This is a genomic window from Rhizobium sp. BG4, from assembly GCF_016864575.1.
GTDB lineage: Bacteria > Pseudomonadota > Alphaproteobacteria > Rhizobiales > Rhizobiaceae > Rhizobium.
The window spans coordinates 147,444-169,586 of the sequence record NZ_CP044125.1; the positions used below are offsets into that span (position 1 = coordinate 147,444).

Here is a 22,143-nt window from a genome sequence, read left to right on the forward strand (position 1 = left end):
TCTCCAAAAGGACTTGCGGTTGCCGCCTTATAATGCCTGAGCCTTGCGCGAGTTTGAACTCGGCTCAGATTTTCTTGCGCATCATCGCCATGGTCATGGCGAATTGGCGGCGCCATTGGGCGGATTGCAGCGGCTGGTCGAAGAGCCCTGCCCCTGCCTTCTGCGCCTTCTTCAGCACCGGCTCGGCGATCGTCGCCGGCAGGAAGGCCGGGAAGACGCTTGCCGGAAGCGTTGCCGCCCGTGCCTTAGCCAGATGATCGCGGCCAAGACCGGCGAAGGCCTCGATGGCCGCCGAAATCCTTGCCTTGTCCTCGCCCGCAAGGAAGCTGTCGCGGTCGAGGCCGGTGGCGCTCAGGATTTCAAGCGGGATATAGACCTGCCCGCGGTGGCGGTGCAGCGGCATCAACAGCAGCATGCCGGCGATCGCCTGCGCGACGCCTGCATGGCCTGCCGCATCGGCAGACTTCGCGGCATCCTCGGGCGACAGGACGAGGCTTGCTAGCTGGATCAGCGCCGAGGCGGTTTCGCCTGCATAGCCTTCCAGCGCACTGCGGCTTTCCATCGGATCGTCATAGAGATCGAAGATGCGCGCCTCGATCATGTTGATCAGCGTCTGGCGCGGCAGTCGGTGCGCCTCGATGGCGGTCAGCAGTTCGGCGGCAACCGGATTGGCTTCGGTCGAGCCATGGGCGCTGCCTTCGAGGAGGTCGCGCCAATATTGCATGCGCACTTCGCCTGGCAGCGGCTCATGGACGAGATCGCGCACCTTGGCGAGTTCGGCATTGAAGGCATAGAGGGCAACGAGTGCGGCGCGCTTGTCCTCCGGCGACAGCAGGCTCGCGAGATAGCGGTCGCGATCATTGTCGCGCAGCATCGCCAGGCAGATCTCCTGGTTTCCAGGCTTCGTCTCGGACATGGTCAGACCGCGATCAATGCCGCTGCGACTGCGCGGGATTCGGCAAGCATGATGTTGTAGGTGCGAACCGCAGCGCCGGTGCTCATCGGATCCGACGAGATGCCTCGCGCCTTCAGTGCCTGCTTCAGTTCCGGCGGCAGGCGGCGAAGTTCCGTACCGGTGCCGACCAGCAGCACCTCGATATCGCCGGCTTCATCGAGAACCTTCGTGAAATTCTCGACCGACAGCGGCTTGGTCATATCCATATCCCAGCCGTGGATGCCCGAGGGCAGGCACAGGATGGAGCCGCGATGCGACATGTCGGCGAAGCGGAAGCCGCCATTGCCATAGGTGTCGATGGGCGCGCGGCCCGGGAAATGGGCCTCGCGGATTTCGATGCCTTTTGCCATGATTTTAGACTGTGGCCTTTCCAGGTGTGCCGCCGGCCGTCTCGTTCTCATCCTCGTCGTCGTAGGATTTCGGGCGAAGCCTGAAGAGAATCAGGACCGGCGCAGCAATATAGATGGAGGAGAAGGTGCCGACGGCAACGCCAAAGAGCATCACCAGCGCGAAGGGCCGGATCACCTCGCCGCCGAACAGCGTCAGCGCCAGGAGCGCGAGCAGCGTCGTTGCGGCCGTCAGGATGGTGCGCGACAGCGTCTGGTTGATCGAGGCGTCGATCAGGATCGGCAACGGCATGCGCGTATAGCGTTTCAGGTTTTCGCGCATGCGGTCGTATACGACGACGGTATCATTCAGCGAATAGCCGACAATGACGAGCAGCGCCGCGATGCTGGTCAGATTGAACTCGATGCCGGTCACCACGAAGAAGCCGAGGGTCAGGATGACGTCGTGCAGTGTGGCGATGATCGCGCCGATCGCGAACTGCCACTCGAAGCGGATCCAGATATAGATCAGGATTGCCAGCAGCGACGCGAGAACGCCGAGCGTCGCGGTGCGAGCAAGCTCGCCCGACACGGCCGGGCCGACCACTTCCAAACGGCGGAAATCATACTCGTCCTGCAATTCGCTGCGCACCAGCGAGATCGCCGACTGCTCGGCATTGTCGCCACCGCCCTGCGACTGCAGGCGGATCATGGCACTGGCCGGATCGCGCAGCCGCTTGACCTCGACATCGCCGAGATTGAGCTCGCTGAGACGCGAGCGGATATCGTCAGCATCGGCAGTACCGTCCTTCGAGCGGGCCTCGATCAGCGAGCCGCCGGTGAAGTCGACGCCGAGATGCATGCCTGCGGTCGCGACACCCAGCATGCAGACGAGCGAGAGGGCTGCAAGCGCCGTGAAAGTGTAGCGGCGGATGCCGATGAACCGGACTGCGGTACCGTCGAAGACATCCGTATGGACGCTCTTCGGCAGGTGCCTCAAGCGGCGGCGGCGCACCCATGCCTCGACCAGTGGACGGGTGAAAAGGAATGCGGTGAAAGCCGTGGTGATGATCCCGGCCGCCAGCGTCACGGCAAAGCCGCGGATGGCGTCGCTGCCGAGATAGAAGAGGATGGCGGCGGCCACCAGCATGGTGATGCTGGCATCGACGACGGTCATGAAGGCGCGCGAATAGCCGGCGGAAATGGCCTGATCCAGATGCAGGCCGGCCTTCAGCTCCTCGCGGATACGCTCATAGATCAGCACGCAGGCATCGACGGCGATGCCGATCATCAGGACCATGCCCGCAAGGCCGGGCAGCGTCAGCGGCGCCCCGAAAACGGTGAGCACTGCGACGATCATCAAAAGGTTGACCAGCAGGGCAACGCTGGCGATGACGCCAAGCATGCCGTAGAGACCGATCATCAGCCCGGCCACCAGTACGGCGCCGATAATGCCGGCGATCAGGCCGGCATGGATCGCATCACCGCTGAGGCCCGGATCGATCGTCCGCTCCTCGACGATGGTGAGCGCCGCAGGCAGAGGGCCGGAGCGCAGCATGGCGGCGAGGTCTTCGCTTTCGTCGGGCGAATAGTTCAGCGGAATGCGGCTACTGTCACCGACCGGCAGCTTGCTGAGCTCGGGTGCGGTCAGCACCTGATCGTCAAGCAGGATCGCCAGCGTGCGCCCGGCATTCTTCTCGACCAGATCGGTAAAGCGGCGCGAGCCGTCGAGATTGAAATTGAAGGTCAGGAAGGACGTATCCGGCGTCGGGCCTGGTTCGATGGCGAAATCGCCGAGATCGGACGCATGCAGCACTTCGGCCCGCTCAACGAGATAGGCGATCGGCGGGTCATCCTGCGAATAGACGATCTCGGATCCGGGCGGCACGCTGCCGGCCATCGCATCCTGTGCGCTGACGCTCGAATCGACGAGGCGGAAGGTCAGCTTGCCCGGCTGGCTCAGCAGGTCCTTGAAACGCTGCGGATCGCCGAGGCCCGGGATCTGGACGACCAGCCGGTCGCGGCCCGCCGGCGTGATGATGGGATCGATGCCGCCGGCTTCGATGGCGCGGTGCGCAACGATCGCGACCGAGCGCTCCAGCGCCGAGGCGAGCGTACGATCGATCGCCTTGTCGCTGATCTGCAGGTTGATCTGGCCGTCATTCGCCTTGGCAATTGCGATATCGGGATCGGGAACGCCGCCCGCCGGCACGGCGAGCGGTGCGAGCAGAGACAACGCACGATCGGTCTGGGCGGCGTCGGTAATGCGGACCTGGACCGTCTGAGCGTTTCCGGCAAGTCCGGTATAGCGGATATTGGCATCGCGCAGGCGCGTGCGGACGCTGGCAACGGTGCTCTCAAGCCGGCTCTGGACGATATCGGCGCGGTCGATCTTGACGACGAGATAGGCGCCGCCCCTGAGATCGAGGCCCGGCGTCAGTGCCTTTTGCGGCAGCCATTGCGGCAGGGAAGCAAGTGTATTGGGGGAGAAAAGATTTGGCGCGGCGGCCAGTGCCGCCGCGACGATGGCAAACCAGATCAGAAGAGTTTTCCAAAGGGAAAATTGACGCATTCTGCCTTTCCGATCTGGCTGCCGAAAGCAATGTTATGCAGCGTCGGCCTTGACCGGCTCGCCCTTGACGCGAACATCGGCGATACCGCTGCGGACGACGCGAACGCGTACGCCCTCAGCAATTTCCACTTCAACTTCCTTGTCGTCAACGACCTTCGTGACCTTGCCGACGAGACCACCGGCGGTAACGACCTGGTCGCCGCGGCGGATTGCGGAAAGCGTGTCGGCGCGCTTCTTGGCCTGGGCGCGCTGCGGACGGATCAGCAGGAAATACCAGACGACCATCAGCGGCACGAACAGGATGATCATTTCGAAGCCGGAGCCGAATGGCGACGCGGCAGTATCCGTTGCGGCCTGGGCAAATGCCGGGGTGATGAACATTGATAAACTCCTCAGCTGCGGGCGGCGAAATTCCGCCTCTCTTTTCAGTGGCCGGACTATAGTTGCGGTAAGAACGAATGCAACAAAAACAGCCGTGAGGCGTACCGAATCCGCTGCCTGATAACCTTTCGGCTGTGGAAAGGCCATGCTACCCCGCCACGAAGGACGACAGGCGGTCTCCGGCCGCACGAAATTCAGGAGGACATCGCATGACTGACGAGATCAACAGCGTCATTCTGCAGGAGCTCAAGAAGCTGACGGCGGCGTCGAACGGCTGGCCGGTCCGCCACCGGCGGTCAATGACTGGACGGCGGCAGACTGTTTCGTCTGGTCGCCCGCCCGCCAGCATCTGCAACCCGTCGCGCGGCCGAACCGCGTGGCGCTGAAGCTGATCCGTGGCGTCGATCATGTCCGCGACATCCTGCACGAGAACACCGTGCGCTTCGCCGACGGTTTCCCCGCCAATAACGTGCTTCTCTGGGCGCGCGGGGCATGGGCAAGTCGTCGCTCGTCAAGGCGGTCCATGAAGATGTCCGCCGTGAAAGCGGTGTGTCGCTGAAGCTCGTCGAGGTTCACCGCGAAGATATTGCCAGCCTGCCCGCCCTGCTCGACCTGATGAAGGATGTGCCGCACCGGATCATCGTGTTCTGCGACGACCTCTCCTTCGATCATGACGATACCGCCTACAAGTCGCTGAAGGCAGCGCTCGACGGCGGTGTCGAGGGGCGGCCGGACAATGTGCTGTTCTACGCGACCTCGAACCGCCGCCACCTTCTGCCGCGCCATATGATGGAGAACGAGCAGTCGACGGCGATCAACCCGTCGGAAGCGGTCGAGGAGAAGGTCTCGCTGTCTGATCGCTTCGGCCTATGGCTCGGCTTCCACAAGTGCAGCCAGGAAGATTACCTGACAATGATCGACGGCTATGCCGATCACTTCAAGCTGCCGCTCGAGCGCGAGAAGCTGCATGCCGAGGCGCTGGAATGGGCGACGACCCGCGGCGCCCGCTCCGGCCGTGTTGCCTGGCAATACGTGCAGGACCTCGCCGGGCGCATGCGTATCAACCTCGCCCGCGATTGAGACGAGACAGTCCCCATAACGCAAAAAGCCCGGCTCGAAGCCGGGCTTTCGCATTTCCCCGTACGCGCTAACTATTCGAGGAACGTGATCGGATTGACCGGCGAAGCATCCTTGCGGACTTCGAAGTGGACCTGCGGCTGCTTGACGTTGCCGCTCATGCCGGAGACCGCGACGGTCTGGCCGCGCTGGATCTTCTGGCCGCGGGTAACGCTCAGCGTATCGGCATTGCCGTAGACGGTGACGGTGCCGTCGTCGTGGCGGACGAGAACCGTGTTGCCGAGTTCCTTCAGGCCGTTGCCGGCATAGATGACGACGCCGTTTTCGGCGGCCTTGATCGGCGTGCCCTGCGGAACCGAGATGTCGATACCGTCGTTGCGGCTACCGTTAACGTTGGCGCCGTAGGCGGCAATGACCGCACCGCGAACCGGCCAGCGATACTTGCCGATACCCGTTGCTTCAGGAGCAGCGGAGGCGACATCGGACTTCTTCTCGACTTCGTCGACGGTCTGCGTCGCAGCCGGTGCCTTGTAGGCGGCAGGCTGGTTCGATGCGGTTTCGGTTGCCGCCGGAGCAGCAGCCTTCGGCTCGGCGGCCTTGGCCGGGATCGAAGCCGTCTTCATCTGGTCGGCACCGGCAGAGCCGCCCGGAATGGTCAGCGTCTGACCGATGCGGATCGAGCTTGCCTGCAGGTTGTTTGCGGACTTGATGGCATCGACGCTGGCGCCGGTCGACTTGGCGATCTTGGCAAGCGAGTCACCCTGCTTGACCGTGTAGCTGCCGCTGCCGGCCGGAGCCTTGCCACCAGCTGCCGCAACCTTGCCCATGGCACCGTCGGCAGTGACCTGCGACTTGTCGCGGACCGTGTTGGCGCCCGGCAGAACGGCAACGTTCTGTTCCGGTGCCTTGTAGGGCTCGGGCGCCTTGCCCTGCTTGGAAAGGTCAGCCGTCTGCGCCGCCGACTTCGCAGCATTGCTGCCGCCGTTGAAGGTCGGGATCAGGATCGTCTGGCCGGGCTGGATAGCCGAGGCAGACTTCATGTTGTTGACGCGGAGGATTTCCTTCTCCGGAACGCCGTAGCGGCGGGCGAGAACGGCGAGGCTTTCGCCCGGACGAACCGTGACCGACGGAGCGTTGGAGGAAGACCAGCCGCTTGCCTTCGGCGTGGAGCCGGTCGTCAGATTGTCCGGAGCCGCGAGCTTCGGTGCAGCCTGCATCTTGCGCGGAGCGGAAACCGAGGGCGATGCCGGGAACGGCTGAGCAAGCGCTTCCTGACGTTCGCGGGAAGCGGACGGTGCAGCGCCCGTCGGCGCCGAGAGCTCGGAACGCTGAACGGTGACCGGAGCCGATGCCATGCGGGCATTGGAGCGGATCGCGCCAGTCGAAGCCGGGTAAGGCTGATTGTAGGACTGGTTGTTATAGGCCTGATTGTTGTTGCCGTAGGAAGGCTGCATTGCGCCGCTGCCCTGCATGTCAGCCTGCGGAACCGGATCGCCCTGCAGACCGCTCATGCTGCGGCGCGGGACCGAACCCGTCGTCATCTGATCCTGACCGGAACTGAAAAGACCGCCGCTGAAGCGCGACACATCGGAACTGCAGCCTGTCGCCGCACTCGCCAGCAAGGCGACGGCCAGAAGATTGAAGGCCGACTTTCCGAACTTTGGCGAAACACAAAAACTCATGACACGACCCACTCACAACGCAACCATTTGTGGGAGTATTAAAGCGCGTTAGTATTACCACGCGGTTAAAGCGCTGGAATTGGAGCGTTTTTTTAGAGGAATTGATAACCATAGTTTTGCGGGTGAGAAATCGCAGCCCGCAGGGACCGGCGCGTAGCGCCTGAGATCAGAGCTGCGAAGCGAGCCGCGGAACGATGGGCAGGTAGGGAACGGTGAAGAGCTCTTCGCGCTCGAAGCGGCTGCCGGTCTTCGTCAGACGCACCATCCGGCACTCGTCATCCGAGATCATCAGCGGCGCGATCATGGAGCCGCCGGAGACCAGCTGGTCGGTGTAGAATCGCGGCATGGAGGCGAAAGCGGCGGTGACGAGAATACGGTCGAAGGTGCCCTCGCCCTGCAGGCCGTTGCTGCCATCGGCCTGGCGGACGATAATGTTGCGCAGGCTGAGCTGGTCCATGCGCTTCTGCGCGTTGACGACCAGCGTCTTGTAGCGGTCGATCGTCAGAACGCGCTCGGCCATGCGGCCCATGACGGCGGCCATGAAGCCGCTGCCCGTGCCAACTTCGAGCACGCGCTGGCCCGGCTTGACCTTCAGGTGATGCAGGATGCGGACGGCTGTATCGACACCTTCAACGAACGAACCGCATTCGATCGGGATCGTCCGCGTCGAATAGGCGTCTTCAGTAAATTGCGGCGGTACGAAGAGCGAGCGCGGCGTCTGCTCGACTGCGGTCAGCAGATCGATGTCGGAAATGCCTTCGGCGCGCAGCCGCAATACGAGGGCCGCAAAACCTTCCTTCTCGACCAGCCGTGCTGACAATGCCTGATTACTCCGTACCTGAAAGCGCCCGCTCCACGCGGTCCTTCACGGAATAATCGGTCAAATCCAGTTTCAAAGGTGTTACCGAAATCTTATTATGCTTCAAAGCGTGGATATCGGTGCCTGCGGCAAAGGCGCCGGCGCGCTCGCCGAACTTCAGCCAGTAATAGGGAAAGCCGCGGCCATCCGAGCGCGCATCGACCTGCAGGTTGAAGGCGAGCTTGCCCTGAGCGGTGACCTCGACGCCATCGACGTCATCCGGACGGCAGTTCGGGAAGTTGAGGTTCAGGAACGTGCCTTCGGGCAGATCGACCTTCATCAGCTTTTCGAGAAGTGCCGGCGCATGCGCCTCGCAGACTTCCCAAGGGACGATCCGCGCGCCATCGGCATAGACATAGGCCTGGCTCAACGCGAAGGAGCGCACGCCCTGCATCGTGCCTTCGATGGCGCCGGCGATGGTGCCGGAATAAGTCACATCGTCGGCGACATTCGAGCCGGAATTGACGCCTGACAGGATCAGGTCCGGCTTGATGTCCATGACCTGCTTGACGCCCATGATGACGCAATCGGTCGAGGTGCCGCGCAGGGCGAAATGTTTGTCGGAGACCTTGCGCAGCCTGAGCGGCTCGGAGAGGCTCAGCGAATGCGCCAGGCCGCTCTGGTCCGTTTCGGGTGCAACGATCCAGACGTCGTCGGACAGAGTGCGCGCAATCCGCTCAAGTGCTGCGAGGCCTTCGGCATGAATGCCATCGTCATTGGTGAGCAGAATGCGCATCTCTTCAAGCCGCCCGTTCGATCTTCTTCAAACCGCCCATATAGGGCAGCAGCACGTCCGGAATAGTCACCGAGCCGTCTTCGTTCAGGTAGTTCTCCAGAACGGCGATCAGGCAACGGCCGACGGCGGTGCCAGAGCCGTTCAGCGTGTGAACGAACTTCGTGCCCTTTTCGCCCTTGGCGCGGTAGCGGGCATCCATGCGGCGGCCCTGGAAATCGCCGCAGACCGAGCAGGACGAGATTTCGCGGAAGGTGTTCTGGCCGGGAAGCCAGACTTCCAGATCGTAGGTCTTGCGAGCGCCGAAGCCCATGTCGCCGGTGCAGAGCGTCATGGTGCGGAAATGCAGGCCGAGGCGCTTCAGAACCTCTTCCGCACAGGCCGTCATCCGCTCATGCTCGGCGACCGCGCTTTCGGCGTCGGTGATCGAGACGAGTTCGCACTTCCAGAACTGGTGCTGGCGCAGCATGCCGCGGGTATCGCGACCGGCCGAACCGGCTTCCGAGCGGAAAGACGGGGTCAGCGCGGTGAAGCGCAGCGGCAGCTTTTCCTGCTCGAGGATTTCGGCCGAAACCAGATTGGTCAGCGTCACCTCGGCGGTCGGGATCAGCCAGCGGCCATCCGTCGTCTTGAAGAGGTCGTCGGCGAATTTCGGCAGCTGGCCGGTGCCGAACATCGCCTCATCGCGCACCATCAGCGGCGACGAGACTTCGGTATAGCCGTGCTCGCCGGTGTGCAGGTCGATCATGAACTGGCCGAGCGCCCGCTCGAGACGGGCAAGCGGGCCGGTCAGCACGGTAAAGCGCGAACCCGACAGCTTGGTGGCGCGGTCGAAATCCATGTAGCCGAGGGATTCGCCGATTTCGAAATGCTCTTTCGGCGCATGGTTCCAGCGCGGCTTTTCGCCGATCGTGCGGGTGACGACATTGCCGCTCTCGTCGGCGCCGACAGGAACGTCGTCGAACGGCACGTTCGGGATACGCGACAGCACATCGTTGAGTTCGGCGCTAAGCTGGCGCTCCTCCTCTTCGGCGGCGGGCAACGTCACCTTGATGTCGGCGACTTCGGCCTTCAGCTTTTCGGCGAGCTCGCTGTTCTTCTGCGCCATCGCCGCACCGATCTCCTTGGAGGCGGCGTTCCGGCGCGACAGCAGGTCCTGCGCCTTCTGCACGGCGGAGCGGCGCTTTTCATCGAGGGCGACGAGGGACTGGGCCAAAGCCTCCGCACCACGCTTTGCAAGCGCGGCGTCGAGCGCCTCGGGGTTCTCACGGATCCATTTGATATCAAGCATTGTCGTTCCGGGTCGTTGCAAAACAGGAACCGGCCGAAGCCTGACCTGGCTGCGGCCGGAAGATACGGAAGCGTATGGGAAGAGATTGCGAAGCCGCTCAGACGCTGTCCGTGTTGGCAACGTCCGCGGATCGTTCCGCCTCTTCGACCGCCTGCCGCGCACGCTGGCGCTCGACGAGTCGAGCCGCGTGGATGGCAATCTCGTAGAGAAGGATCGTCGGCAGTGCAAGACCGATCTGGGACATCGGATCGGGCGGCGTCAGCACGGCTGCGACGATGAAGGCCATGACGATGGCGAACTTGCGCTTCTCGGCAAGCCATGCGGACGTCAGCAGGCCGACACGGGCAAGCAGCGTGGTGATGACGGGAAGCTGGAAGACGAGACCGAACGACAGCACCAGCGTCATGATCAGGCTCAGATATTCCGAGACCTTTGGCAGCAGCGAGATGGCGACATCGCCATGACCCGGCGTCTGCTGCATGGCCAGGAAGAACCACATGACCATCGGCGTGAAGAAGAAATAGACGAGAGCCGCGCCGAGCAGGAAGAGGATCGGCGATGCGATCAGGAACGGCAGGAAGGCCGCGCGTTCGTTCTTGTAGAGGCCGGGGGCCACGAACTTGTAAATCTGTGCCGCGATGATCGGGAAAGCGATCACCACGCCGCCGAACATCGCCACCTTCACCTGCGTGAAGAAGAATTCCTGCGGGGCGGTATAGATCAGCTGTGCCTTGTCGACATCCATGCCCGCCCAGGTGACGGCGAGCTTGTAGGGGTAGACGAGGTAGTTGAAGAGATGCTTTGCAAAGAAGAAGCAGACGATGAAGGCGATGAAGAACGCGCCGATCGACCACATCAGCCGCCTGCGCAGCTCCATGAGGTGCTCGATCAACGGCTGCGGCTTGTCTTCAATATCACCGCTCATGCCTCATCCTTTTTCTTTGCTGCTGCCTTCTTCGGGGCAGCTGCGACCTTCTTTGCAGGCGCAGCCGTCTTTGCTGCTGCCGTCTTAGCCGGTGCAGCCTTAGCTGAAGGCACAGCGGCTACGGCCTTTGCTGCGGGCGCGCGCTTTGCCTTGGCCGCGGGAGCGGCAGCCACAGGCTCGGCCTTTGCCTCAGCGGCGGCGCGCGGCTTGCGCACGGCCTTCGGCTTTTCAGCAACGACAGGCGCAGCAACCGGTTCGGCTGCGGGTGCCGGCGCAACGACCGGAGGCGTCTCCGGCAGGCTCATCGAGGGAGCCGGCACGCTGACCGGCACCTCGGTCTTGTTGTCGGCCTTCGTTGCGTTCTGAAGGTCGGCCTTGATGTCGTTGCCCATCTGGCGCAGCGGGTTCATCGCGTCGCGCAGCGTATTGGCGGGGTTGAGACGCTGGGCGTCGGCGAGCGTCTGGCGCACCTCGTCGAGATCGGCCTCACGCAGCGCCTCGTCGAATTGCGCACGGAATTCACCGGCAACCTTCTTGGCGCGCTGCGTCATCTTACCGAACGCACGCAACATCGGCGGCAGATCCTTCGGACCTACCACCACAATCAACACGACCGCGATGACAAGCAGCTCGGTCCAGCCAATATCGAACATTCAAGGCTCCTGGAGGGGAAGCGGGGCAAGCCACCCGTCCCCGGACTGATTACTTCGTTTCGTCGGCCTTGTGATCGACGGTCTTCGACGCCGTTTCCGGCGCGTCTTCGTCGTTCATGCCCTTCTTGAAGCTCTTGATGCCCTTGGCAACGTCGCCCATCAGCTCCGGAATCTTTCCGCGGCCGAACAACAACAGCACGATGACCAGGACGATCAGCCAGTGCCACATGCTAAAAGAACCCATTACGCATACTCCCTGTTGCGATGTCTCTTCGATGTAAGAGTTTCCGACATCGTTTCCAACATCAAAATTCCCCTTATATTGACGCTTAATGTCACGGCTTTGACCTTTGTGACAAGCCACCGCGCCATCGAATTGTGGTGATGAGTATTGTTTTCGCCCTCAGTGGCAAAACAAAGACCAGCCGGTGCTAATCTTCCGATGCGCCACCCGGCGCAAGAAGCCCCAATTCCTCAAGATCCATCTGGGTGATCGGATCTTCGTCCTCGGTCAGCTCGTCGTTCATCGACGGCGACGGGATGTTGAAATTGGCCGGGATGCGGCCGGAGAGCAGCCCTGCCCCCTTGAGCTCTTCAATACCAGGCAGATCGCGCAGTTCCTCAAGGCCGAAATGGTCGAGAAAATCGCGGGTGGTGCCGAGTGTTACGGGGCGGCCGGGCGTGCGGCGGCGGCCGCGGAAACGCACCCAACCGGCCTCCATGAGAACGTCGAGCGTGCCGCGCGAGGTCTGCACGCCTCTGATGTCTTCAATCTCTGCACGCGTCACCGGCTGGTGATAGGCGATGATCGCCAGCACTTCGAGAGCAGCGCGCGAAAGCTTCTTCGTTTCATTCTCATCACGGCGGATCACAAATGAGAGATCGGCGGCCGTGCGGAACGCCCAGGCGTCATCCACCTGCACCAGATTGACGCCGCGCGGCGCATATTGCTCCTTCAAGCGGAGCATGATGGTGTGGACATTGAAATGCTTGGCGATGCGATCGGCAATGAAGGCTTCGGAGACCGGCTGCGCCGAGGCGAAGACCAGTGCCTCGGCGATGCGTTCGGCCTCAAGCTCTGCCTGGAAGTCCTGGCTTTCGGCGCCCTCGCCTTGCTCCGCGCCGATATCGTCGTCAGGATCGATCACAGCGGCGTCTCCTGCTCGATAACCTGCAGCGTGGCATGCTTCGGCCCGCGGCGCATGTAGAGCGGCTCGAAGGCGCCGTCCTGGCGGATTTCGAGCTTGCCCTCGCGCACCAGCTCAAGCGAGGCGGCAAAGGCGCTAGCGATCGCCGTGACGCGCTCTTCCGGCGAAGTCATATAGCGCAGCAGATAGTGCTCCAACGCCGTCCAGTCGGAGACATCGCCGATCATCCGGGTCAGCAGCTCGCGCGCCTCGGTGAGCGACCAGACGGTGCGCCGGGCGATCGTCACCTGGGTCACGGCCTGGCGCTGGCGCAGCGTCGCATAGGCGGTCAGCAGATCGTAGAGGCTGGCTTCATAGGCGGACTGGTGGCGATCGGGGATATGTTCCGGTGCGCCGCGCGCGAAGATATCGCGGCGAGGCGGTTGCGGTTGACGAGGCCGCTCGCGGCTTCGCGCATCGCTTCCAGGCGCTTCAGGCGGAAGGCGAGCGTTGCCGCCATCTCCTCGCCGGAGGGGCCGTCATCCTTGATCTGCTGCGGGATCAGCAGGCGCGATTTCAGGTAGGCAAGCCAGGCCGCCATGACGAGGTAGTCGGCGGCGAGCTCGATGCGGATACGGCGGGCGCTCTCGACGAACTGCAGATATTGCTCGGCAAGCGCCAGGACCGAAATACGCGACAGGTCAACCTTCTGATTGCGGGCGAGATAGAGCAACAGGTCAAGCGGGCCCTCGAAGCCGGCGACATCGATGACCAGCGCCGGTTCATGCGAACCGCGCTCGGTGCCGCTGTCCTGCCAAAGCTTGTCCATCGGCGTTGCCGACTGCGACCGCTCCGGAGTCTTGACTATGTTCAACTCTGCCTCTCTTCCGTTTCTCAGACGGCTGCAAACATGGCGTCGAATTCGCTGCGGATCGCGGCCTCGTCCGACTGATCGGCCTTTGGCATGCCAGCCAGAACCGCGTTGGCGCGCTCGAGGGACGCGCCCGCGAGCGCTGGCACATTGGCGACCACCTGCTGCATCTCGTCCATGTGGCCATTGCAATGCAGCACGATATCGCATCCGCCTGCAATGATATTCGCGGCGCGCTCGCCGATCGTCCCGGCCAGCGCGTTCATCGATGTATCATCCGAAAGCAACAGGCCGTTGAAGCCGATATGCTGGCGGATGACGCCGTCGATCACCTTGCGCGACGTGGTCGCCGGATTGCTGTCGTCGATCGCCGTGAAGACGACATGGCAGGTCATGGCGGCCAGCTCGTCCTTCATGGCGATGAAGGGCGGGAAATCATGCGCTTCGAGCTCGGCGCGCGAAACGGTGACGACGGGCAACTCATGATGGGAATCGGCAAAGCCGCGGCCGTGACCCGGCATGTGCTTCATCACCGGCAAGACGCCACCGGCCTTCAGGCCTTCGCTTGCGGCGCGACCCATTTCGGTCACCGTGCGGGGATCGCCGCCATAGGCGCGATTGCCGATGACATTGCTGCTGCCTTCGACCGGAACATCGAGAACCGGGAGGCAATCGACATTGATGCCGAATTTCAGGAGGTCGAACGCGTGCAGGCGCGACATCAGCCAGGCGGCCCGAAGCCCCTGCTCATGGTCCTGGCGATAGATATCGCCGAGCGCCTGACCGGACGGATAGTGCTGGAGGATCGGCGGACGGATGCGCTGGACGCGTCCGCCTTCCTGATCGATCAGGACGGGCGCATGCCAGCCGACGCTCTCGCGCATTTCGGCGACGAGATCGGCGATCTGCTGCGGCTCGGAAATGTTGCGTCCGAAAAGAATGAACCCCCAGGGGCGTTCCGCCTTGTAGAAGGCCTTTTCTTCCGGGGTCAGGGACAGGCCGCTACAGCCCAGGATCATCGCTTTTGATTCGGTCATACCCGAATCATAGAGGTGTGCGCCCGAATTGCGATAGGCCGGTCAAGCGGCATTCACAGGAAAGGCAGTGTAAAAACGAAAACGGCGGGCCTGAGCCCGCCGTTTCGATGCAGTGTGATGCCGATTACTTCGAGATCAGGCAGCTACCGCCAGCAGCGCGATACTTCTCGCAGATCGCCGCGGCTTCATCCTTCGAGGAAGCCGGGATGCGGACGCGGTAGAAGGTGCCCTTGCCGGCGATGTCGGCCTTGCGGATCTCGTAGCTGCGGCCGGAAAGAACGCTGGCAAACTTCTTGGAGAGGCTTGCGTAGGACTTGTTGGCTTCAGCTTCCGATGGCAGCGATGCGATCTGGACGCCATAGGCACCCGACGGCGCAGCGGCCTGCGGCTGGGTGGCAGCCGGGGCGACGGAGGCGACCTCGGTCGGCTTCGGCTGTTCGGGTGCAGCGGCTGCGGCAGCAGGCTTTGCGGCCGGGCGGGCAGCCGGGACCGGTGCCGTGTCGGCCGGCTTTGCGGCGGCCTGCGGCTGAACCGGCGTCGACTGGACCTGACGGACCGGAGGCTCGACATTGGCCGGGTTGCTTGCGGCAACCTTGGCAAGGACCGATTCCGAAGCGGCAGGCTGAGCCGGCGTATTCTCGACCGGGGTCGAGCGGATATCGGCAGAGGCCACTTCCGTGCTTGCCGGGAAGTTGGCAGCAGAGCCGTTCGGCTTGATGGTCGTGGTCTTGACCTGGTTCACGGCAGGCGCGTCAACGGGTGCCTCGTCTTCACGGGCAACCAGCGTGCCATCAGGCTTGACGATCATCGTGCGGACCTTGCGCGGCGAAACGGCCGGAACGCGGTCTGCATCGTTGTTGGCAGCGGCTTCCTGCTGCTCCTGGCCTGGCAGCAGGCGCGGATCCTCGGTATCGCTGACCGGCGTGCTGACGGCCTGGTCGGTGATGTCGCCGTCGTTATCCTCAGGTGCGACCTCAGGCGTCAGCGTGCGCTGAACGACGTCGACAGGCTGTTCGTCGGACGACACCAGTGCAGTCTGCTTCGGCGTCTCGGTGGCGCCGGCAACACGGTCATAGACGGCCTTGTCCTGGTTCGGAACGGTCTTGCCACCCGGATTATCCGGAACGACCTTCACCGGCTCCTTGTCGGCAGCGATGATGCGCGGCTCGCCGGAACCACCGGCAATGCCGGTATCGGCAACGACGGTGTATAGGCCATAAGCGCCACCCGCGAAGACGACGACCATGGCAGCGGCAGCCAGCATCCGCTTCATCGAGCGGGCGCGATGCATGTCTTCGGCAGCACCGGCAGACTGGATGTGAACCTCGGCAAGCTGCTCGGTCCGCTGGACCGGCTCGCGCATGCTGCGGCGCAGATCTTCTTCCAGAGCGCGCTCGAGATCATCGAGACCGGCAACGGCGGGTGCTGCAGGATTCTGAGCCGCGGGAGCGGAGGCCTGCGATGCCCAGGCGGGCGCAGCAGCCGGAACGGCTTCCTTGGACTTGATCGGATCGAACAGGCTGGCGATCTCGGCATCGACGTCGAAATCGAAATCGTTGACCGGAGCGGCAGGCTTGTGCTGCTCGACCGGCGGCAGCGCCGGAACGTGCATTTCGCCAACTGCTTCCGGATGACCGTCGGCGTCGGTGATCATCGACGGATCGAAGGGAAGTTCTTCGACGGGTTCGACAACAGCTGCACGGACAGGAGCCGCAGGCTGCGGGGCAGGCGTGAAGACGGCTGCCGGCGAATAGGAAACCGGTGCAGGCGTATAGGCCGGCTGAACCGGACGCGGTGCTTCTGCAACGACAGGCGCAGGCGCGATCGGGCGCGGAGCGACAACCGGTGCCGGAGCGGCGGCAACAGGTGCGGGCTGAGCGCGAACAGGAGCCGGAGCCACTGCGACCGGCTCTTCCTTGACGGGCTCAGCGAAATCGAGATCGGCGAGCTCCAGTTCGATGCCTTCGAGATCGAGCTCGAAGTCATGACCTGCGAAGGGATCTTCCTCTTCGGCCGGAGCGGGCTTGGCGGCCACCACGGGTGCTACCGGCTTTACCGGTTCCGGCTGATGGAACTGTACAGGTTCTTCGCGAACCGGCTCCGGAGCGCGCTGCGGCACCGGGTAACGGGAAACGTCAGCCAGAAGGTTGTCGATATCGAAGGCGGTTGCTTCATCCTGGGGCAGCGCCTCGGTCAGCGCTGCGTCGGAAGCAACGATGCCATCCTTGGCGGCAGCGGCGAGATCGAAGGCCTCGTGCGATACCGGCTCGGCATAGACAGCTTCGGCAACGGGCGCCTGCTCGACGACTTCGGGCTCTTCGTGGCGATCGATTTCGGCCGGGAAGCCGGAAGCGACGGGAGTGAACTCCTCGGCAACGTCAAGTGCAGCAAGTTCCTGCAGGGTTTCCGCGGATGCCACTTCAGCAACCGGCTGCGGCGCAGGCGCAACGACAGGCTCGGGCTCGACGACAACCGCAGAAACCGGCTCTTCGCGGCGGGCCGTATGGAAGTTGGCGAGCGGCAGCTTGATGCTGGCGGCAGACCACTGCGGCGCCTTGGCAACCGGAGCAACCGGCTGAACAGCCGATGCGGCACCGATCGACATTTCGAGTTCTTCGATCAGATCGCGGGCGCCGCCGTTGGAGACTGGCTCCGAGGGCTGGACCGCCCATTCGGCGGCAGCAACCTGACCACCGGTCCAGGCCTGCGTTTCCTCGGGCTCATAGGCCGCTGCGACCGGCTCAGCCTCGTAGGCTTCCGGCTCGGCATAGACCGGAGCCTCAACGGGCTCCTGCGGAGCGGCAGCGTGCTCGTGGGCAACGGGCTCGTAGCTTGCGGCTTCTTCAACGGGCTGCTCGGCCGGATGGCCGAGTGCACCCAGCGGGCGCGGCGCGTCGTAGCGCTCGAATTCCCGCAGCAATTCGTCTTCGAGATCGAAGGCCGGCTCCTGCCGGACTGGCTCTGAGACAGTATTGGCCGCTACCCGCGGCTCGAAGCCAACGATGCGCGCGAGTTCCGCGAGCGGATCGTTTTCATCGAACAGCTCCGTCTTCTGTCGCGCGTCATACGCAAGTTGTTTGTCTGCCATACCCATCCCACTCAAAAGCCAACGCGGTCAATGCCAGCGCAATGTGGGGATTTGGTGACGTTTATCGCATTTCATCCGGTGCGGCGGTACCAGTAATGGCAAGACCCGACTTCAAAACCGAAGCGACAGCGTACACCAGCCCTAGTCTGGCAATACTCGATTCTCGGCTCTTATCGTTAACAAATCGTAATTCAGTCTGGTCTTTACCTTTGTTCCAGTGTGCATGGAACGAACTGGCGAGGTCGTAGAGGTAGAAAGCGACCCTGTGAGGCTCCTGCGCCTGGGCAGCGGATTCGACGACGCGCGGGAACTCGGCAGCCTTCGCAATCAGCTGCAATTCCGCGGGATCCGAGATTCCGGACACCGCTTTTGCGAGGTCTTCCGGGCTGACATTGAGGTCCGGAAACGCCTCCTTCGCTTGCCGGAAAACCGACATGCAACGGGCATGCGCATATTGCACGTAAAAGACCGGATTATCTTTCGACTGTTCCGTTACTTTGGCGAAATCGAAGTCCAGCGGCTCGGAGCTTTTCCGGTAAAGCATCATGAAACGCACCGAATCGCGGCCGACTTCCTCGACCACGTCGCGCAGCGTCACGAAGTCGCCGGAGCGCTTCGACATCTTCACCGGCTCGCCGTTGCGGAACAGCTTTACCAGCTGGCAGAGCAGCACCGTCAGCTTCGAGTTGCCCTCGGAAACCGCACGGGCGACCGCTTCCAGGCGCTTGACGTAGCCGCCATGGTCGGCGCCGAGCACGTAGATCATCTCGTTGAAGCCGCGATCGAACTTGTTCTTGAAGTAAGCAACGTCGGCGGCGAAGTAAGTATAGGACCCGTCGGACTTGATCAGCGGGCGATCGACATCGTCGCCGACTTCGGTCGAGCGGAACAGCGTCTGCTCGCGGTCTTCCCAGTCCTCCGGCAGCTGGCCCTTCGGCGGCGGCAGCGCACCCTTGTAGACATAGCCCTTGAAGGTCAGGTCGTTGATGGCGGTGCGGATACCGGCGGCGCCGCCGTCATGCAGCGTGCGCTCGGAGAAGAAGACATCGTGATGGACGTTCAGGACCTCGAGATCTTCGCGGATCATCGCCATCATCGCGGTGATCGCCTTGTCCTTGACGATCGGCATCCACTGCTCTTCCGGCATGTTGTGCAGCCGCACGCCATATTCACTGGCCAGTGACTGACCGACCGGAACGAGGTAATCGCCCGGATAAAGGCCGGCGGGGATCTCGCCAATATTCTCGCCGAGGGCTTCGCGGTAGCGCAGGAAGACCGAGCGCGCCAGCACATCGATCTGCGAGCCGGCATCGTTGATGTAATATTCCTTGGTGACGGCATAGCCGGCAAAGGCCAGGAGGTTCGACAGCGCGTCGCCGACAACGGCGCCGCGGCAATGGCCGACATGCATCGGGCCGGTCGGGTTTGCCGAGACATATTCGACATTGACCTTGCGGCCGCCGCCAAGCGTCGAGCGGCCGTAATCGGTGCCGGCTTCGATCATCGAGCCGAGCAGCCGCTGCCAGTACCCTACCGACAGCTTGATGTTGATGAAGCCTGGACCGGCCACAGAAACCTCGGCGACATCAGGATCTTCGTTCAGCTTGCCGAGGATGATTTCGGCGAAGGCGCGCGGGTTGGTGCCGAGCGGCTTGGCGAGCACCATCGCGGCGTTGGTCGCGACGTCGCCATGCGTCACATCGCGCGGCGGCTCGACGGCGATGCGGCCGAAATCGAGCTCGGATCGCTTTTCCTTGACCAGATCGATCTGTTCAAGGGCGGTTTTAATCCTGGCTTCGAAATCGGTAAAAAGGTTCATCGCACTCTTCCATGCATAGGCTGTGCCACAAGGCATCGACCGGCGCTCTCGCCGGGCGCGTGCTGACTATCGCAAATCGGGAGTGTGGTCAAACAATCGCCTGTGGGCGCTGATGGCATAGGTGTCCGTCATGCCGGCCAGATAGTCGCCGACATGGCGGGCTTTCGGGGCATCGGCAAGGCCGGCGATGTGATCCACCCAGTAGTGGCTCTGCATCTCCTTGGGGTTCGCCATATAGGCCCCGAAGAGATCCGTGACGATCTGTGCCGCACCGGCGCGGATGCGCATGATCTCCGGGTGGCGGTAGATGCGCTTGAAGAGCATCTGCTTGATCAGCCTGTCGGTTTCGGCCATCGCCGGCGAGAAGGTGGCAATGACGCGATCGGCGTGGCGGATATCGTCGGCGCTCTTAGGATTGATCTGGGCGAGACGCTCCTGCGCAACCGAGATCACGTCCTCGACCATGCGGGTGATCTGCCGGCGCATGATCTCATGAGTGAAGCGGCTGGCTTCCAGGTTCGGATAGCGATCGCGAACTTCCGCCATCAGCCCGGCGAGGAACGGAATCTCCTCCAGCATGTCGAAGGTCAGGTAACCGGAGCGCAGGCCATCGTCGATGTCGTGGGTGTTATAGGCGATATCGTCGGCGATCGCCGCCACCTGTGCCTCGAGGCTGGCATAGGTCGCGAGCTGCAGGTCATGAAGCTCGCAATAATCGAGGATCGGCTGGGGAACCGGCCCGCGCGTGCCCTGCCCGTCCGGCGTCAGCAGCGGGCCATTGTGCTTGACGAGGCCTTCAAGGCTCTCCCAGGTCAGGTTGATACCGTCGAACTCTGCATAGCGGCGCTCGAGCTTGGTGACGATGCGCAGCGACTGGGCATTGTGATCGAAGCCGCCATAGGGCAGCAGCACCTCGTGCAGCGCATCCTCGCCGGTGTGCCCGAACGGGGTGTGGCCGAAATCGTGGACCAGCGCCACGCCCTCGGCGAGATCCTCGTCGAGCTTCAGGGCACGCGCCAGAGCGCGGGCGATCTGCGCCACCTCGATCGTATGGGTCAGGCGCGTACGGTAGTGATCGCCGTCTTGCGCGATGAAGACCTGCGTCTTGTGCTTCAGGCGGCGGAAGGCGGTCGTGTGGACGATGCGGTCGCGGTCGCGCTGGAAGTCGGATCGCGTCGGGCTGGAGCTCTCCTGATAGAGCCGCCCGCGGGTCGTCCAGGGATCAGCCGCATAGACTGCCCGTTCGCTGTTGCCGAAACCCAATGCACGCCTGTCAATCGTCATTCTTCACCGTCATTCGAACCGCGCGGCCGGATCGCCCCATTGACGCCGCTTCACGCTCTTCATACCTATAGTCAGTATATCAGGCAAAGCGGCGCTTTCTTAACCGCTTTCCGCAATAATGCGCTCCGTGAGCGCCCGTGATAAATTCTTTTGATATCAGCCGTTTGAACGCTCAGCGGCTTTTATCAATTCTCTCCGGATCTTGACCCCGGCAGGAGGAAGCATGACAGAGACTTCAGTAACCCTCTCCGATGCGGCCGCAAAGCGAATCGCCGCGATCGTCGGTGCCGAGGCAGGAAAGAGCGCGCTGCGCGTTTCCGTCGAAGGCGGTGGCTGTTCGGGTTTTTCCTACAAGTTCGACCTTGCCGACGGCGTTCAGGACGATGACGTGATCGTCGAGAAGAACGACGCCAAGGTGCTGATCGACAGCCTCTCGCTGGTCTATATGGCCGGCTCCGAGATCGACTTCGTCGACAACCTGCTCGGCCAGTCCTTCCAGATCAAGAATCCGAACGCGGTTGCCAGCTGCGGCTGCGGAACGAGCTTTTCGATCTAAGCTTTCCACCGATCTCAGACCCGACCGGCCGAAGAAATCTCTTCCGGCCGGTTTATCGTCTTGTCCGGTTGCTACCCATCACGATACAAGATCGGCACGAAGCAAGAGGTGATGGATGAAGATCGCGACCTGGAACATCAACGGCGTCAAGGCGCGCATCGACAACCTGACGCAGTGGCTCAAGGATTCCAATCCCGACATCGTCTGCCTGCAGGAAATCAAGACCGTCGACGAAGGCTTTCCGCGCCTTGAGATCGAGGCGATGGGCTATCATGTCGAAACGCATGGCCAGAAGGGTTTCAACGGCGTCGCGATCCTCTCCAAGAGCAAGCCGGACGAAGTGAGCCGCGGGCTGCCCGGCGATCCGCTGGACGAGCAGGCGCGCTTCATCGAGGCAGTGTTCTCGCTGCCCGGCAACAAGGCGCTGCGCGTCTGCTGCCTCTATCTGCCGAACGGCAATCCCGTCGAAACCGAGAAATACACCTATAAGCTCGCCTGGATGGAGCGTCTGCAGCAATTTGCGGCGCAGCGGCTGAGCTATGAGGAGCCACTCATTCTGGCTGGCGACTATAACGTCATTCCCGAGCCGCATGATTGCTTCGACCCGAAGGTCTGGGCGAATGACGCGCTCTTCCTGCCGCAGACCCGTGAAGCCTTCCGCAGGCTCGAAAGCCTCGGCTTCACCGATGCGGTGCGCGCCACGACGGATGCGGTTCAGCTCTATTCATTCTGGGATTATCAGGCCGGCGCCTGGCCGAAGAACAACGGTATCCGCATTGACCATCTGATGCTGTCGCCTGAAGCGGCAGACCGGATGACCTCGACGGCCATCGAGAAACACGTCCGCGCCTGGGAAAAACCGTCCGACCACGTTCCCGTCGTCGCCTATTTCGACTTCGCGGCTTAA

Annotated in this window: 18 protein-coding genes and 2 pseudogenes; 3 read left to right on the forward strand and 17 right to left on the reverse strand. The window is 62.7% G+C overall.

Annotation, left to right across the window (positions count from 1 at the left end; translation table 11 throughout):
• Window positions 1–64: 64 nt before the first annotated feature.
• The 4 genes from F2982_RS00775 to yajC are packed head-to-tail and all read right to left on the reverse strand — an operon-like array spanning window position 65 to window position 4,234.
• Window positions 65–916 (reverse strand): phytoene/squalene synthase family protein, encoded by an 852-nt coding sequence (locus F2982_RS00775; protein ID WP_203428970.1) that lies wholly within the window; start codon window positions 914–916, stop codon window positions 65–67.
• Between the two features lie 2 nt (window positions 917–918).
• Window positions 919–1,305: an Mth938-like domain-containing protein gene (locus tag F2982_RS00780; protein WP_112711586.1), complete on the reverse strand. Its 387-nt coding sequence runs from the start codon at window positions 1,303–1,305 to the stop codon at window positions 919–921.
• A gap of 4 nt (window positions 1,306–1,309) precedes the next feature.
• Complete coding sequence (gene secD, locus F2982_RS00785; protein WP_203428971.1) at window positions 1,310–3,853, reverse strand: protein translocase subunit SecD; 2,544 nt, start codon at window positions 3,851–3,853, stop codon at window positions 1,310–1,312.
• A gap of 33 nt (window positions 3,854–3,886) precedes the next feature.
• A complete protein-coding gene (gene yajC, locus F2982_RS00790; RefSeq protein ID WP_130278439.1) occupies window positions 3,887–4,234 on the reverse strand; it encodes a preprotein translocase subunit YajC in 348 nt (115 codons plus the stop codon).
• Between the two features lie 209 nt (window positions 4,235–4,443).
• Between yajC and F2982_RS00795 the strand changes: the two are divergent.
• Window positions 4,444–5,314, forward strand: a pseudogene (locus tag F2982_RS00795) (ATP-binding protein).
• Window positions 5,315–5,385: 71 nt separating this feature from the next.
• Here the strand turns inward: F2982_RS00795 and F2982_RS00800 are convergent.
• From F2982_RS00800 to F2982_RS00860, 13 genes and pseudogenes are all read right to left on the reverse strand, one after another.
• Complete coding sequence (locus F2982_RS00800) at window positions 5,386–6,993, reverse strand: LysM peptidoglycan-binding domain-containing protein (RefSeq protein WP_203428972.1); 1,608 nt, start codon at window positions 6,991–6,993, stop codon at window positions 5,386–5,388.
• Window positions 6,994–7,159: 166 nt separating this feature from the next.
• Window positions 7,160–7,813, reverse strand: a complete 654-nt coding sequence (locus tag F2982_RS00805; RefSeq protein WP_203428973.1) for a protein-L-isoaspartate(D-aspartate) O-methyltransferase — start codon at window positions 7,811–7,813, stop codon at window positions 7,160–7,162.
• Window positions 7,814–7,820: 7 nt separating this feature from the next.
• The gene (gene surE, locus F2982_RS00810) at window positions 7,821–8,588 is read right to left on the reverse strand and encodes a 5'/3'-nucleotidase SurE (RefSeq protein WP_203428974.1); all 768 of its coding nucleotides are present in this window, start codon (window positions 8,586–8,588) and stop codon (window positions 7,821–7,823) included.
• A 4-nt stretch (window positions 8,589–8,592) separates the two neighbouring features.
• Entirely contained in the window at window positions 8,593–9,876 is a 1,284-nt protein-coding gene (serS, locus tag F2982_RS00815; protein WP_203428975.1) for a serine--tRNA ligase, read from the reverse strand.
• A gap of 97 nt (window positions 9,877–9,973) precedes the next feature.
• Entirely contained in the window at window positions 9,974–10,801 is an 828-nt protein-coding gene (gene tatC, locus F2982_RS00820; RefSeq protein WP_112711578.1) for a twin-arginine translocase subunit TatC, read from the reverse strand.
• On the reverse strand, window positions 10,798–11,454 hold the full coding sequence (gene tatB / locus F2982_RS00825; RefSeq protein WP_203428976.1) for a Sec-independent protein translocase protein TatB: 657 nt from the start codon (window positions 11,452–11,454) through the stop codon (window positions 10,798–10,800). Before tatB ends, tatC begins: the two co-directional genes overlap by 4 nt.
• Before the next feature lie 49 nt (window positions 11,455–11,503).
• Entirely contained in the window at window positions 11,504–11,698 is a 195-nt protein-coding gene (locus F2982_RS00830) for a twin-arginine translocase TatA/TatE family subunit (protein ID WP_112711576.1), read from the reverse strand.
• Between the two features lie 187 nt (window positions 11,699–11,885).
• Window positions 11,886–12,602, reverse strand: a complete 717-nt coding sequence (gene scpB, locus F2982_RS00835) for an SMC-Scp complex subunit ScpB (protein ID WP_203428977.1) — start codon at window positions 12,600–12,602, stop codon at window positions 11,886–11,888.
• A pseudogene (locus F2982_RS00840) lies at window positions 12,599–13,410 on the reverse strand (ScpA family protein). Before F2982_RS00840 ends, scpB begins: the two are co-directional and overlap by 4 nt.
• Before the next feature lie 65 nt (window positions 13,411–13,475).
• Window positions 13,476–14,489 (reverse strand): beta-N-acetylhexosaminidase, encoded by a 1,014-nt coding sequence (nagZ, locus tag F2982_RS00845; RefSeq protein WP_203428978.1) that lies wholly within the window; start codon window positions 14,487–14,489, stop codon window positions 13,476–13,478.
• A 124-nt stretch (window positions 14,490–14,613) separates the two neighbouring features.
• Window positions 14,614–17,577 (reverse strand): SPOR domain-containing protein, encoded by a 2,964-nt coding sequence (locus tag F2982_RS00850; protein WP_203428979.1) that lies wholly within the window; start codon window positions 17,575–17,577, stop codon window positions 14,614–14,616.
• A 61-nt stretch (window positions 17,578–17,638) separates the two neighbouring features.
• Window positions 17,639–19,396 carry an arginine--tRNA ligase gene (gene argS / locus F2982_RS00855; protein ID WP_203428980.1) on the reverse strand — a complete coding sequence of 586 codons (1,758 nt, stop codon included), beginning with the start codon at window positions 19,394–19,396 and terminating at the stop codon, window positions 17,639–17,641.
• A gap of 66 nt (window positions 19,397–19,462) precedes the next feature.
• The gene (locus F2982_RS00860) at window positions 19,463–20,680 is read right to left on the reverse strand and encodes a deoxyguanosinetriphosphate triphosphohydrolase (protein ID WP_203428981.1); all 1,218 of its coding nucleotides are present in this window, start codon (window positions 20,678–20,680) and stop codon (window positions 19,463–19,465) included.
• A gap of 223 nt (window positions 20,681–20,903) precedes the next feature.
• Here F2982_RS00860 and erpA point away from each other — a divergent pair, with 223 nt between their 5' ends.
• Complete coding sequence (gene erpA, locus F2982_RS00865) at window positions 20,904–21,236, forward strand: iron-sulfur cluster insertion protein ErpA (protein ID WP_203428982.1); 333 nt, start codon at window positions 20,904–20,906, stop codon at window positions 21,234–21,236.
• Window positions 21,237–21,351: 115 nt separating this feature from the next.
• The gene (xth, locus tag F2982_RS00870; protein WP_199629390.1) at window positions 21,352–22,143 is read left to right on the forward strand and encodes an exodeoxyribonuclease III; all 792 of its coding nucleotides are present in this window, start codon (window positions 21,352–21,354) and stop codon (window positions 22,141–22,143) included.